The organism is Stenotrophomonas sp. T8 (genome assembly GCF_051853085.1).
In the GTDB taxonomy this organism is placed as follows: Bacteria; Pseudomonadota; Gammaproteobacteria; order Xanthomonadales; family Xanthomonadaceae; genus Stenotrophomonas; species Stenotrophomonas sepilia.
The window spans coordinates 42337-56428 of record NZ_CP195329.1 but is presented as its reverse complement, the minus strand read 5'-3'; the positions used below and the strand labels follow the sequence as shown (position 1 = coordinate 56428).

Sequence of the window (14092 nt, the reverse complement as noted above, 5' to 3'; positions counted from 1 at the left end):
GCGATGTGTCGCGCTAGCGTTGCCTGGCTGGCAGTACCCGCCACTGGAAGTCGTAGCTCCATTGGTCGAAGTACAGGTTGCCGCCTGCCCACTCGGCCTCGCCGCGCTGCGAGTCGACCGTTTCCGAGCGGAAGTGCTGCTTGGCCGGCACGAAGGGCTGGCCGAAATCGTCGTTGAATGCGATGCGGTAGCCGTCGAGGCCACCCAGGTAGAAGTCACGGAGGGCCGGCACATCACTGGCCAGTGCGCCGGTGGTCACGTCCATCGGCAGCCAGCCATACGGCGCCAGGTAGACCTGCCCCCAGTCATGCAGGTTGTTGTAGCCGCTGCCGTCGCCGGAGAACACCATGCCCGACTGCCAGCGCGCGGGAATGCCGTTCAGGCGCAGCAGCGCGATCAGCAACAGGGTCTGCTGCCCGCAGTCGGCATGGCCGGCACGCAGTGCGTAGTCGCTGATGTTGCTGAGCGTGGAATATTCGCGCGCACCGGCCCATGGAATGCGGTCGACCGCGGCAAACAGCTTGCGCAACACTTCATACGGGCGCGTCTCGCCCTGCAGCACCTGGTCGGAGAACAGCTTCAATGCCGGGGTGAAACGCACATGCGGCAGCTGTTCGGCCAGGTAGGGCTTCAATGCGGGATCGTTCGGTGTCGCCTGCACCTTGGCCGGATCGATCGCGGTATGCCGGGCGAAGATCGTGACCGCGTAACGGATCTCGAAACGGGTCGGCTGCCCGGCAACCGCTTTGGCTTCGAGGTAGGCGGTGCGTTGCTGGGTATGGGCCGGAGCCACGCGCGCCTTGCCCGGGGTGCTGCCCAGCCACTGCACCTGCTCCTGCTGGCCGGGGATCTCGCGCGGGTACGGAATCCAGGCACGCACGGTCTCGCCGGCCGGCACCGCATCGGCCTTCACCGTCAGCGACTGGGTGAATTCATAGCGCTGCGGCAGAACCGACGCCTGGCCACTCTGTTCGGCCGCAGCAACCACGCCTGCGTGGTGGGCATTGAGCACTTCGTTGGGGCCCGGAGGCGGCATCGGTGCATCCGCGCGGCGACGCGCGCGTGCTTCGTCGCTGAGCAGGAACAGGTTCGAGGGTGCGCGCTTGAAGTACCAACGCTCGCCATCGATATCGAGATGCTCGATCAGGCCGAGTTGGTCCCAGCGCGCAAATTCCTCGTCGGTCAGATCGGGAATGCCGCGCCGTACGGCGTCCTTGGCGGCGCTTTCGTCGAGGGCGAAATCCAGGCGGATGCGGCGCATGCGCTCGCGCTGGAACGCTTCGTCAGTGGCGGCGGGTGCAGTGGCCAGCAGCGCGTCGGCGTCGCGGAAACGGCCGCTGTCGATCAGGTCGATCACCTGCACTCCTCGCGCGCGCTGCTGGCTGCTGCGCCCGTCTGCCGCCTGCGTGGCCGACACCCACAGCAGCAGCGCGGCACACAGGCCGGCAGCAGCAGGCAGACGTGGTTTGCGAACGGCAGGATCCACAGCGACACTTCCCCAGCGCGGGTGGTAACGGCTGTGTAACACGGGCCGGGATGTCGGTCAATAATTTATTCTTGCTTTCGTAGCCAAAAGGAATAAATATTCCAACAGGCATTCGAGGAGGGTGTGCACCGCATGAGCCTGGCTTTCCGCGAACGGCACCGGCATTGGCCGCGCCGCTTGACCCTGGCCCTGTGCCTGCTGGCCGCTCCGGCCTTTGCACAGGCAGCCCCACCGCCCGACCCGGGTGCGCCGCTGCCCTATGTGATCGGCCTGCACGAGGCCTATCTGACCCCGCAGTACTGGGCCGCGCGCCTGGACAACGCCGATGCGCCGATTCTGGATCGCGCGCAGATCGAAGCACAGAACGCGCGCATGCGGGCGCAGGACAGCCACATCCAGGACATCGCCGCACTGCCCGCCCAGCTTGATGCGGCGGCGGTGCGTGCCAGCATCACCGCGCTGTCGAGCTGGCCCACCCGCGCTCTCTACAACGACAAGGGCCAGGCGATCGCACCCGCGCTGCGCAGCGCGATCGAAGCCAACCTCGGCCTCGATGCGATTCCCACACAGGTGGCAGCGCAGTATGGGCTGGTGGTGAAGCGTGCCGCGCTGCGCACCTTCCCCACCCGCGAGCGCGTCTTCAGCAGCGTCGGTGACACCGACATCGACCGCTTCCAGGAATCGGCACTGTTCCCCGGTGACAAGGTCGCCGTGGTCCATCGCAGTGCCGACGGCCGCTGGCTGTTCGTGCACAGCGAGCGCTACAGCGCGTGGATCGAAGCCGACGCCATTGCCCGCGGCGACAAGGCCACGGTGCTCGGCTACGGCGCGAGGGGACCGTACCGGATCGTCACCGGTGCCACCGCGCAGACCGCCTATACCCCGGAGGAGCCGCGCGTCTCGCGCCTGCAGCTGGACATGGGCGTGCGCCTGCCGGTGCTGGCCGACTGGCCCGCCGCCGAACCGGTGAACGGCCAGCAGGCCCACGCTTCGTGGGTGGTGCAGTTGCCGGTACGCGAAGCCGATGGTCGATTGAAGCTGGTGCCTGCGCTGCTGCCGCGCTCGCAGGACACCGCCGCCGATTACCTGCCGCTGACCCCGCGCCTGCTGCTGCAGCAGGCCTTCAAGTTCCTGGGCGAGCGCTACGGCTGGGGTCACGACTACGACACCCGCGACTGCAGCGGTTTCGTCTCCGAGATCTACCGCAGCTTCGGCGTGCTGCTGCCACGCAATACCAGCGCGCAGGCGGTCAGTCCGGCGCTGGATCGCCTGCCGTTCACCGGCAAGGACGGCAAGGCGGTGCGCGACCGTGCCGTCACCCGCCTGCAGGTGGGCGACCTGGTCTACATTCCCGGTCATGTGATGATGGCCATCGGCCACGTCGACGGCCGCACCTGGGTGATCCACGATACGGCGGGCGGCAGCTGGTTCGGTGCCGACGGCAGACGTGTGCAGGCCCATCTCAATGGTGTTTCGGTCACGCCGCTGGAGCCGATGATGGCCAGCGACACCGTCCGCTACATCGACCGCATCACCAACATCCAGCGCCTGCGGGCCAAGACTCCTGAATGAAGATCACCGCCATCGAACTGGGCATGCTGCGCGTGCCGTTGAAGACACCGTTCAAGACCGCGCTGCGCACGGTGGAGACCGTGGAGGACGTGGTGGTGCTGATCCGCACCGACACCGGTCACACCGGTTACGGCGAGGCACCGGCTACAGCAGTGATCACCGGTGATACCCACGGCTCGATCATCGAAGCGATCCGCCACTTCATCGCACCGCGCCTGATCGGCCAGGACGTGGTCAACCTCAACCACCTGTGCACGCTGGTGCAGACCGCGATGGAGCGCAACACCAGCGCCAAGGCCGCGGTGGAGATCGCGCTGTACGACCTGTGGGCGCAGCTGCACGGTGCCCCGCTGTACCAGATGCTCGGTGGCGGCGACCCGGTGATCACCACTGACATCACCATCAGCGTGGACTACATCGACAAGATGGTGGCCGATTCGCTGTCGGCGATCGAGCGCGGCTTCGAGTCGCTGAAGATCAAGGTCGGCAAGGACATCGGACTGGACATCGAACGGGTCAAGGCCATCCACGCCGCCGTGGAAGGCCGTGCCCTGCTGCGCCTGGATGCCAACCAGGGCTGGACTGCCAAGCAGGCGGTGCATGCGATGCGCACGCTGGAGGAAGCCGGCGTGGTACTGGAGCTGCTGGAGCAGCCGGTGAAGGCCGCGGACATCAGTGGCCTGAAGTACGTCACCGACCGCGTCAACACGCCGGTGATGGCCGACGAAAGCGTGTTCAGCCCCAGCCAGGTGATGGACCTGATCCAGCAGCGCGCGGCCGACATCATCAACATCAAGCTGATGAAGACCGGCGGCCTGTCCAATGCGATCCGCATCGCCGACATCGCCGGCATCTACGGCGTGCCGTGCATGATCGGCTGCATGATCGAATCGAGCATCAGCGTGGCTGCGGCTGTGCACCTGGCCGTGGCCAAGAGCGATGTGATCACCAAGGTTGATCTGGACGGCCCCTCGCTGGGCCAGTTCGACCCGGTCAGCGGTGGTGTGCATTTCAACGAATCGGAGATCAGCATCAGCGACGTGCCGGGGCTGGGTATTACTGAAGTGCGCGGGCTGGAGATGCTGGGTTGATTTCTGCCTTGCGGCTGACGTTGCGTGCCACTGACGTTGGGTCGCGCGTTACTTTTCTTTTCGCGAAAAGAAAAGTAACCAAAAGAAAAGCTCCGCCGGCCGCGAGCCGGTGCTACGCACCGGTTCCCTGCGCTCCTCGGCCCGTCGAGGGACGGCGCGGGAACTCGCTACGCTCAGACACCCGCGCCTCTTCGCCCTCGCCGGACCTGCGGTGCTCGGCTCGCTTGAAGGCGGACTCAACGTCAAAAGCAACAACTGCGCTCCGTAACCTCTTCGAGCCTGGAACCCGCTCGACCCATTCCATGACACGCTCTACGCTGCCAGCCGCAACACGCCCACACATGCCCGGACCCCCCTCATGCCGCCCCTGCTGAAGATCCGCACCGAGCGCGGGCAGATGTCGGCCATCGAGCGCCGCATCGCCGACTTCATCCTCGACAACGCCCACCTGCTGCGCGACTACTCGTCGCAGCAGCTGGCCAGTGCGCTGGGCATCAGCCAGTCCAGCGTGGTGAAGTTCAGCCAGAAACTCGGCTTCAAGGGCTACCCGGACCTGAAGTACTCGATCGGCCAGGACGTGGCCCGCGCCGGTGCCGATCCACAACAGCTGCCCAGCGAACCCGACAGCGGCGATGACTACCTGCGCCTGGGCGAGGCCCTGCGCCGCAGCAAGGCGCAGGCCGAGGAGGAAACACGCCAGGCCAATCCGCGCGAGGAGATCGAGCGCATCGTACAGCTGCTCGACGGCGCACCGAAGCTGTTCGTCCATGGCCTGGGTGACGATGGCCTGTATGCCCGCGAGTTCGCCATGCGGCTGTCGCTGCTCGGGCTGCTGGTGGTGCCGCACACCGACCCGATCCTGATGCTGGCCAACCTGTCGGCCGCACGCCCCGGCGATGCGCTGCTGGTGTTCTCCGAATTCGGCAACCTGCCGCAGCTTTCGCAGCTGTCGCGGCAGTTCCAGGACATGGGTGGCAAGGTGATTTCCATTACCCGCCACACTGCCAATCCGCTGCGCGCGCATGCTGATGCGGCACTGGTGGTCTGCGCGCACGACCGCACGCCGCAGGTCGCGCAGCTGCTGTACCGTAGCGCCATGCACGCCCTGCTCGATTTCCTGTTCGTGCTGCTCTGCCACACCAATCCGGACCGCCAGCAGCAGCTGGCGGTGAACCTGGAGCGGATCGACCACTTGCTGGATTCCTGACCGGAGCACCTGTTGATGAAATCGCTGGTTCGCCTCGCTACCGCTGCGCTGCTGCTTGCTGCGACGGTGTCCGTTCACGCGGCGCCGCTGGATGGCGCGCGCCAGCTGATCGTGGTCACCAGCGAAGGCTGGGACAGCACCCAGGGGCAGCTGCAGGCCTATGTGCGCGATGGCAAGGGCTGGCACGCACATGGACAGGCGTTCCCTGTGGCGCTCGGCCGTACCGGCAGCGCCTGGGGCCTGGGCCTGCATCCGGCGCAGGCCGACGGCCCGCAGAAGCAGGAAGGCGATGGCCGCAGCCCGGCGGGCGTGTTCGCGCTCGGCAGCGCGTTCGGCTATGCCGTCACACGCCCCGGCACCGCGATGCCTTACCAGCCGATGCTGAACAGCAGCTACTGCATGGACGTGCCCAGCTCGCCGTTCTACAACCGCATCGTCGATGAGAAGAAAGTCGGCAGCGCAGCGGTCAAGGGCTCCACCGAGCCGATGCGGCTGGATCTGCACAACAAGGGCGACGTGCGTTACCAGGAAGGCTTCGTCATCGCCCACAACCCGGACAACCAGCCCGGCAAGGGCAGCTGCATCTTCGCCCATCTGTGGCGCCAACCCGGTGAGGCCACGGCCGGCTGCACCGCCATGCCGCAGGCCCGCATGCAGGCGCTGCTGGACTGGTTGCGGCCGCAGGATGCGCCGCGCTTCGTGCTGCTGCCGCGCGCCGAGTACACGCGCCTGCAGGCCCAGTGGCAACTGCCCGCACTGCGCGGAGACGCCCGTTGAGCGCGCAGGACGAACCGCAGCTGCAGCGCGCGGTCAGCCGCTGGCAGATCGTCGGCCTGTCGATCAACGATGTGATCGGCAGCGGCATCTACCTGCTGCCGGCCGCCACCGTCGCCCTGCTCGGCCCCTTCAGCCTGTGGGGCGTGGTCGCCGCCGGTATCGTCGTGGCGCTGCTGGTGCTGTGCTACGCGCAGGCCGCCAGCTATTTCGACGAGCCCGGTGGCAGCTACCTGTATGCACGCGAGGCGTTCGGGCGCTTCGCCGGGTTCGAGATCGGCTGGATGATCTGGCTGACCCGCATCAGCTCGGCGGCCGCACTCAGCAACGCGCTGGCCGATGCGGTCGCGCGCTTCTGGCCATGGGCCGGCGCCGGCATGGGCCGCATCGCGGTGATCGTGGTGTCGCTGGGCTTCCTGACCGGCGTCAACATCATCGGCGTGCGCTCGGCCGCGCGCACCGGCGTGGTACTGGTGATCGGCAAGATGCTGCCGCTGCTGCTGTTCGTGGCTGTCGGTGCGTTCTATATCGATCCACAGCTGGCCTTCTCCGGCCAGCGCCCGGACCCGCATGACCTGCAACGGATGGGCGAGGCCGCCTTGCTGCTGCTGTACGCCTACGCCGGCTTCGAGAACATCCCGGCCGCCGCCGGCGAGTACCGCAATCCACGCCGCGATATTCCGTTCGCGCTGATCACCATGATCATCACCGTCACCGTCATCTATGGCGCGGTGCAGGTGGTGGCGCAGGGTACGCTGGCCGGCCTGGCCAGCTCGGCCACGCCGCTGGCCGACGCCGCAGCCGGTTTCGGCGGCGAGGCCCTGGCACTGATCCTCACCATCGGCGCGACCATCTCCATCCTGGGTACCAACAGCAACACGATGATGATGGGCCCGCGTTTCCTGTTCGCACTTGCCCGCGATGGCTATGGGCCGAAGATCCTGGCGCAGGTGCATCCGCGCTTCCACACGCCGGCCGCGTCGATCCTGTGCCAAGGCCTGATCGCGCTGGGCCTGGCCCTGTCCGGTTCGTTCGTGCAGCTGGCCCTGCTGTCGATGACCACGCGCCTGTTCGCCTACATCGGAACGGCCGCTGCGGTACTGGTGCTGGCCAAGCGCTATGCGGACCGGCCGGGCGCACTGAAACTGCCGGGTGGCCCGCTGATTCCGGTGCTCGCGCTGCTGCTGTGCCTGGCCCTGTTCGCCAGTGCCAGCTGGCACAACATCGCCGCGGCACTGGTGGCGTTTGCCATCGGCGCGGTGATCTACAAGCTGCCGCGCAAGGACGCCGACGCCGGATGACCGGTAGCGCCGGGCCATGCCCGGCGGATTGATCTGGCGATCACGCTGCCGGACCGGGCCGTTAACCGCCACGCAGGCACGATCAGGCTTCGTCCACAACGGAGCCTTCCATGACCGAGTATCAGATTCCCGGCCGCGTACCGGACGACAGCACGCCGCGCGACGCGGTCAGCAACTACTGGCGCGAACGCTACACCGCCGAACCGTACTACGACGACCAGCTGTTCTTCGAGGACTATGAACCGGCCTACCGCATCGGCCATGCCGCGCGTGCGCAGGACATGATCCGCGCCTACGAACAGGTCGAAGCTGAACTGGAGTCGCGCTGGGCCAGCGAGCGTGGCCGCAGCCGGCTGGAATGGGCGCAGGCACGTAACGCCGTGCGCCGCGGCTGGGACGAAGCGCAGCTGGCAGATCCGCGCTTGAAGCGATAGCGCCAGGCTGCTGTAGAGCCGAGCCTACGCTCGGCTCCCGCACCACGTCTGTAACGTCGAGCCATGCTCGACTGAGCCGAGCATGGCTCGGCTCTACACCGGCTCGATCATTCCTGTTCCGGCAGCGGCGGCACGATCGCGCTGAGCTTGCGCTCGCCACCACCGGCGGCGATCAGGTCGCGGGTGTTCTTCTGCACAGCCACTGCACCGAACAGCGACAGCGCATATGCCATGCCGTAGAAGCCCTTCTCGCTCGGTGCCAGCGTGGCATTCCACAGGCCAATCAGCAGCAGCATCAGCGCCGACAGCAACGCGAACCAGCACAGCGCGTAGTACAGGCCACTCACCGGAATGCCTTCGACGCGGTCGCGCACGCTCTTCTGCAGCGACACCGCCGCGAACAGGCCGAACAGCAGCAGGGTCAGGTAGTAGCCCTTCTCGTTGAGCGCCATCGTGGCATTGAACAGGCCGATCAGGTACGCCGCCGCACCCAGCAGCAGGGCCACCCACGAGGCAGCGATGAAGGCGGTGGAGGGCTTGTGGGGCATGGCAGTATTCATTGCAGGTCCTTGGCAGGCAGACGGGCATGCTTTGCCCGGGCGTGCCCACCCTAGACGATCCCGCCGCTGTCGCACAGGGGGGCGCAGGACCTTCGGGCCACGACGGTCACGGCTGCGGTGGTATACAAGGGGCAGCCCGGCCATCCGCATCCCCGCCCTGGAGATACCCATGACCCGTACGCCCCTGCTGCTCGCCCTCGGCCTCGTGCCGATCCTCGCCACCTCCGCCTGCAACGCCGCCGATCCTGGCGCCAACGGCGCCCAGACCGCAGCGCCCGCAGCCTCCTCCGCCGCCGACCAGCGTCCGTTCACCGCCACCGAAGTCAGCCGTTTTGACCAGCCTTGGGCGATGACCTTCCTGCCGGACGGCAGCCTGCTGGTCACCGAGAAGCGCGGCAAGCTGCAGCACCTGGATCTGGCCAGCGGCCAGAAGCATGAGATCACCGGCGTTCCGAAGGTCGCCTACGGTGGCCAGGGTGGCTTCGGCGACATCATCCTGCACCCCGACTTTGCCCGGAATCACGTCGTTTACCTCAGCTATGCCGAGGAAGGCACGCTGGATACCCGCGGTGCGGCCGTGGCCCGGGCCACGCTGGCGCTGGATGCGAACGGGGGTGGCCAGCTGAAGAACCTGAAAGTGATCTGGCGGCAGAGCCCCAAGGTCAGCGGCGAGGGCCACTACGGGCATCGCCTCGCGTTCGGCCCGGACGGCAAGCTGTGGATCAGTTCCAGCGAGCGCCAGAAGTTCGATCCGGCCCAGGACATGGGCGGCAACCTCGGCAAGATCATCCGCCTCAACGACGATGGCAGCCTGCCCGCCGACAACCCGTTCGCCTCGCAGGGCGGGGTTGCCGCACAGGTGTGGTCGCTGGGCCACCGCAACATCCTGGGCATGGCCTTCGATGCCAACGGCAAGCTGTGGGCGCACGAGATGGGCCCGGCCGGCGGCGACGAACTGAACCTGATCGTGCGCGGCGCCAACTACGGCTACCCGATCGTTTCCAACGGTGACCACTACGACGGCCGCCCGATTCCCGACCACGATACCCGGCCGGAATTCGCCGCCCCGAAGGTGAGCTGGACGCCGGTGATCTCGCCGGCCGGCTTCGTGATCTACAGCGGCAGCCTGTTCCCGCAGTGGAAGGGCAGCGGCTTCATCGGCGGCCTGTCGTCGACCTCGCTGGTGCGCGTGGCCTTTGATGGCGACAGCGCGCGCGAAGCCGAACGCTTCAACATGGGCGAGCGCATCCGCGAAGTGGAACAGGGCCCGGATGGCGCCCTGTGGCTGCTGGAAGACGGCAGCAAGGCGCGCCTGTTGAAGCTGACGCCGAAGGCATGAGGTGCCGCCGGCCGCTGGCCGGCACGCTTTTCCGCGACGGCCCCGCGTGCGGGGCCGTCTGCGTTCACTGGATGGTGATGACCTTCACCTCGGTCTGCGTGCAGGCCTTGTCCAGGCACGTTCCGTTCAACCACACCTGTCCATCGCCAATCATCACGCCCTGCTGGTTGACGAACACCTTGCCGAAGTCCTGCCCGGACACCGCCTTGACCACCGCCGGGGTGATGATCTTCTCGTAGTTGCGCTGGAACTCACCGGGGCCGGAGATCTTCTTTCCGCCGCTGATGTTCAACGGGAAGCGCACTTGCTCGACCACCGCAGCACGATCACCGCCGACCACGGCGGTCTTGAACGCGTTGAAGACCTTCTCGAACTGCGCGGCATCGCCGAGCAGCGATTCGATGCGCGCACGCGCGTCCTCGGCGGGCGCCTCCGCGGCCGGTGCCGCCGGTGCGGCGGCGGCAGGTTCGGCGGCCGGCGCCGCCGGCTCAGCGGCAGGCGTCGCTGCCGCTTTCGCTTCCATCGGCGGCGGCGCATCCGCCGCAGGCTGCGCCGGGGGCTCAGGCTGCGAACAGGCCGCCAGCAGCAGAGCGGGAATCAGGTAGGCCATCCGGCACATACGCGCACTCCATCGAAACAGGAAGCCCGATGGTAGCGCCGCCGCAGTGACGGCAACAAAAAGGGGACGGAGGGGATTAAGTCGTTAGTGGCACAAACGACTTGATCCCCTCCGTCCCCTTTTTCTGATCAGGCCTTCAGCAGTTCGAACTGCACGGCTTCGCCGGCGGCCGACGAGGCGCAGACCCACAGGTCGAACTGGCCCGGCTCGGCACGCAGCACGCCATCGCGGCCGGTGAACGCCAACTGCTCGCGGGTCAGGGTGAACACCACGTCGGTCGACTCGCCCGGCTGCAGTGCCACCTTGCGGAAGTCCTTCAGTTCGCGCACCGGACGCACGCGGCTGGCCACGCGGTCGTGGATGTACAGCTGCACGACTTCCTCCCCGGCCACATCACCGCTGTTGGTCAGCGTGGTGGTGATGGTCAGGGTGTCGTCCCAGCCGAGCTGCACAGCACTCAGCTGCGGCACGCCGTAGGCGAAGGTGGTGTAGCCGATGCCGTGGCCGAACGGGTACAGCGGCTCGTTCGGAATCTCGCGCCAGCGGGCCTTGAACTCCGACATCGTCGGCAGCTCCGGACGGCCGGTGCGCGGGTGGTTGTAGAAGTACGGCTGCTGGCCGGACACCTGCGGGAAGCTGACCGGCAGGCGGCCGGACGGGCTGTAGTCGCCGAACAGCACATCGGCCACGGCGTGGCCGGTCTGCGTACCCAGGTACCAGGTCACCGCCACGGCCTGCGCATTGCGCACCGCGCCCTGCAGCGCCAGCGCGCGGCCATTGCGCAGCAGCACCACCAGCGGCTTGCCGGTCATCGCCACGGCCTCGGCCAGTGCCTGCTGTGCCGGCGGCAGGGTGATCTCCACGCGCGACTGCGCTTCACCGCTGTAACGCTGCGGTTCGCCCAGCGCCAGCACCACCACATCGGCGCGCAGCGCGGCAGCCACCGCCGCTTCGGTACCGCCCGGAATGGCCGCTTCCAGTTCACAGCCCGGCACGATTTCCAGCAGCGCTTCGTCGCCGATGGCGGCACGCACGCCGGTTTCCAGGTCGACGTAACGCTGCTTGTCGCCGAACAGCGTCCAGCAGCCTTCGATGTTCTCGCGGTCCTGCACGAACGGGCCGATCAGCGCGATCTTCTGCCCGGTCTTCTGCAACGGCAGCACGTTGTCGCGGTTGTTCAGCAGCACGATCGAACGCCGCGCGGCATCGCGCGACAGTTCATCATGCGCGGCGATATGCGAGGTATCCGCTTCGCGCGCCGGGTCCAGCGAACGGTACGGGTCGTCGAACAGGCCGATGGTCTCCTTCAGCCAGAGGATGCGGCGCACGCCTTCATCCAGCACCGCCATCGGCACTTCGCCGCTCTCGACCAGGCCCGGCAGGTGCTCGGCGTAGAAGCCGCTCTGCATGCTCAGGTCCAGGCCGGCGGTGAACGCCTTGGCGGTGGCATCGCGGTCGTCGGCGGCATAGCCGTGCGCGACCAGCTCCATGTCGGCGGTGTAGTCGGAGATCACCACGCCCGGGAACTTCCATTCGCCGCGCAGGATGTCGGTCAGCAGTTCGGCATTGGCGCTGGCCGGCACGCCGTTGATGTCGTTGAACGAGGACATCACGGTGATCGCGCCGGCCTCGAAGGCGGCCTTGAACGGCGGCAGGTGCACATCGCGCAGGGTCTGCGGCGAGATGTCCACCATGTTGTATTCCATGCCGGCCATCACCGCGCCGTAGGCGGCGAAGTGCTTCGGCGTGGCCAGCAGCGAATCGGCGGCGCGCAGGTCGCTGCCCTGGAAGCCACGCACGCGGGCGGCAGCGAACGCACAACCCAGCACCACGTCCTCACCGGCACCTTCGGCGCCACGGCCCCAGCGCTGGTCGCGGGCGATGTCCACGGCCGGGGCATAGGTCCAGTGCAGGCCGGCAGCGGTGGCTTCGATGGCGGTGGCGCGCGCGGTGCGCTCGGCCAGGTCCGGCTCGAAGCTGGCGGCCTCGCCCAGCGGGATCGGGAACACGGTACGCATGCCGTGGATGACGTCGGCGGCCAGGATCACCGGGATGCCCAGGCGGCTCTCCTCGGTGGCGACCTGCTGGATGCGGCGGCCCAACTCGGCGCCCACGCCATTGAACAGCGAGCCGACCTTGCCCTCGCGCACCTGCTGCAGCACCTGGTCGGCATTGCGCACGTTGGCTTCCGGGTTCACGTCCGGGGCGAACGGGCGGACCATGTCCGCGAAGACACCCAGCTGGCCGACTTTTTCCTCGACGGTCATCTGGGCAATGAGGGATTCGATGCGATCGGAGGCCACCGGCAGTCCTTGATGAAAACGTTTACAAGCCCGGCATTCTAGCGATCCCGAGCCATTTGGCGAGAGGTTTCTTCGTTCAGTTTCAGCCAACAGCGGGGCCCGTATGGTCCCGCCAGGGGCACCGCAGCTTACTCCGAGCCGGCCAACTGGCGCTGCCCGGCCATCAACATGGCGTCGCTGGAGGCCTGGAACACCCGCAAGCCAAACGCCGGCAGAATCGCCAGCAGGTGGTCGAAGATGTCCGACTGCACGGCCTCGTACTCGCTCCAGGCGGTGCTGCGGGTGAAGCAGTACAGCTCCAGCGGCAGGCCTTCGGTGGTGGGCTGCAGCTGCCGCACCAGCAGGGTCATGTCGGTGTGGATGCCCGGATGGCTGCGCAGGTAACGCTCCACATAGGCACGGAAGGTACCCAGGTTGGTCACCCGGCGGCTGTTGACCTCGGCCACGCCCTGCTCGCGCAGGCGCCCGTTCCACTGCCCCAGTTCCTGCTCCTTTTCACGCAGGTAGTCACGCAGCAGCGCGAATTCGCCGAGGAAGGCCAGGTCGCCGTCGTCGAGGAAACCGACGCTGTGCTGGTCCAGGTACAGCGCGCGCTTGATCCGGCGGCCACCGGCCTCCTGCATGCCGCGCCAGTTCTTGAACGACTCGGTCACCAGCTTCTTGGTCGGGATGGTGGTGATGGTCTTGTCGAAGTTCTGCACGGTGATGGTGTGCAGGGCGATGTCGATGACGTCACCGTCGGCGTTCTGGCTGGGCATCTCGATCCAGTCGCCGATGCGCACGCGGCCATCGCCACTGATCTGCACGCTGGCCACCAGTGACAGGATGGTGTCCTGGAAGATCAGCATCAGCACCGCCGTGGCCGCGCCCAGGCCAGTCACCAGCGGGCCCAGCTTCACCCCAAGCAGGGTGGCGACGATGGACAGGCCGGCGGCCACGAACACCACGATCTTGACCACCTGCAGGTAGCCCTTGATCGGCTTGTTGCGCGCATCGGGCTTGCGCTCGTACAGGCTGTTGGCCGCGTCCAGCGCATGCGAGAACGCCATCGACACCGTCAGTACGGCCCACACGATGCACAGCTTGATGATGACGTTGACCAGGCTGGGCGGCAGGTCGGGGATGAGGGTGATGCCCGAGGCGATCACCTGGCTGGGTACCACGTTGGACAGGCGCGAAATCACCCGCATCAAATGGCTGCCACGGCCGGACTCGGCCCCTGGCAGGCGCTGCAACAGGCGCCGCAGGCCACGCAGCAGGATGCGCTTGGTCACCCAGTTGGCCAGGCCGGCGGCGATCAGCAGCGCCGAGATCATCAACGCCAGGTAGGCGCCGGGATAGGGTTCCAGTGTGTTCTGCAGCCGTTCCAGCCACTGTACCGCCACCACCGCATCCACCATCAGTTG

Annotated in this window: 12 protein-coding genes; 7 read left to right on the top strand and 5 right to left on the bottom strand. The window is 67.1% G+C overall.

What is annotated here, in order from left to right; translation table 11 throughout:
* Positions 1-13 precede the first annotated feature (13 nt).
* Positions 14-1486, bottom strand: coding sequence for a transglutaminase-like domain-containing protein (locus tag ACSDHM_RS00265; protein WP_151354759.1), 1473 nt, complete (start codon positions 1484-1486; stop codon positions 14-16).
* A 132-nt stretch (positions 1487-1618) separates the two neighbouring features.
* Here ACSDHM_RS00265 and ACSDHM_RS00260 point away from each other — a divergent pair, with 132 nt between their 5' ends.
* From ACSDHM_RS00260 to ACSDHM_RS00235, 6 genes are all read left to right on the top strand, one after another.
* Positions 1619-3058: a C40 family peptidase gene (locus ACSDHM_RS00260; protein ID WP_334272195.1), complete on the top strand. Its 1440-nt coding sequence runs from the start codon at positions 1619-1621 to the stop codon at positions 3056-3058.
* Positions 3055-4149 (top strand): dipeptide epimerase, encoded by a 1095-nt coding sequence (locus ACSDHM_RS00255; protein WP_012478950.1) that lies wholly within the window; start codon positions 3055-3057, stop codon positions 4147-4149. Before ACSDHM_RS00260 ends, ACSDHM_RS00255 begins: the two co-directional genes overlap by 4 nt.
* A 358-nt stretch (positions 4150-4507) precedes the next feature.
* Positions 4508-5356, top strand: coding sequence for a MurR/RpiR family transcriptional regulator (locus ACSDHM_RS00250; protein WP_188241559.1), 849 nt, complete (start codon positions 4508-4510; stop codon positions 5354-5356).
* Positions 5357-5371: 15 nt separating this feature from the next.
* Complete coding sequence (locus ACSDHM_RS00245) at positions 5372-6133, top strand: L,D-transpeptidase family protein (RefSeq protein ID WP_353761237.1); 762 nt, start codon at positions 5372-5374, stop codon at positions 6131-6133.
* Positions 6130-7431: an APC family permease gene (locus ACSDHM_RS00240; RefSeq protein ID WP_439426537.1), complete on the top strand. Its 1302-nt coding sequence runs from the start codon at positions 6130-6132 to the stop codon at positions 7429-7431. The genes ACSDHM_RS00245 and ACSDHM_RS00240 overlap by 4 nt, the downstream gene beginning before the upstream one ends.
* Positions 7432-7541: 110 nt before the next feature.
* A complete protein-coding gene (locus ACSDHM_RS00235) occupies positions 7542-7865 on the top strand; it encodes a hypothetical protein (protein ID WP_057498696.1) in 324 nt (107 codons plus the stop codon).
* A gap of 107 nt (positions 7866-7972) precedes the next feature.
* Here ACSDHM_RS00235 and yiaA read toward each other — a convergent pair whose 3' ends face one another.
* The gene (gene yiaA / locus ACSDHM_RS00230) at positions 7973-8425 is read right to left on the bottom strand and encodes an inner membrane protein YiaA (protein WP_111201288.1); all 453 of its coding nucleotides are present in this window, start codon (positions 8423-8425) and stop codon (positions 7973-7975) included.
* A gap of 169 nt (positions 8426-8594) precedes the next feature.
* Here yiaA and ACSDHM_RS00225 point away from each other — a divergent pair, with 169 nt between their 5' ends.
* Entirely contained in the window at positions 8595-9764 is a 1170-nt protein-coding gene (locus tag ACSDHM_RS00225; RefSeq protein ID WP_439426536.1) for a PQQ-dependent sugar dehydrogenase, read from the top strand.
* 64 nt (positions 9765-9828) lie between these two features.
* Here ACSDHM_RS00225 and ACSDHM_RS00220 read toward each other — a convergent pair whose 3' ends face one another.
* The 3 genes from ACSDHM_RS00220 to ACSDHM_RS00210 all read right to left on the bottom strand — a co-directional run bounded on the left by ACSDHM_RS00220 (position 9829) and on the right by ACSDHM_RS00210 (position 14086).
* Positions 9829-10383, bottom strand: coding sequence for a hypothetical protein (locus ACSDHM_RS00220; RefSeq protein ID WP_227838027.1), 555 nt, complete (start codon positions 10381-10383; stop codon positions 9829-9831).
* 128 nt (positions 10384-10511) lie between these two features.
* Positions 10512-12686 (bottom strand): glycoside hydrolase family 3 N-terminal domain-containing protein, encoded by a 2175-nt coding sequence (locus ACSDHM_RS00215; RefSeq protein WP_053498698.1) that lies wholly within the window; start codon positions 12684-12686, stop codon positions 10512-10514.
* 128 nt (positions 12687-12814) lie between these two features.
* Positions 12815-14086 carry a mechanosensitive ion channel family protein gene (locus ACSDHM_RS00210; RefSeq protein ID WP_072169029.1) on the bottom strand — a complete coding sequence of 424 codons (1272 nt, stop codon included), beginning with the start codon at positions 14084-14086 and terminating at the stop codon, positions 12815-12817.
* Between the last annotated feature and the right edge of the window lie 6 nt (positions 14087-14092).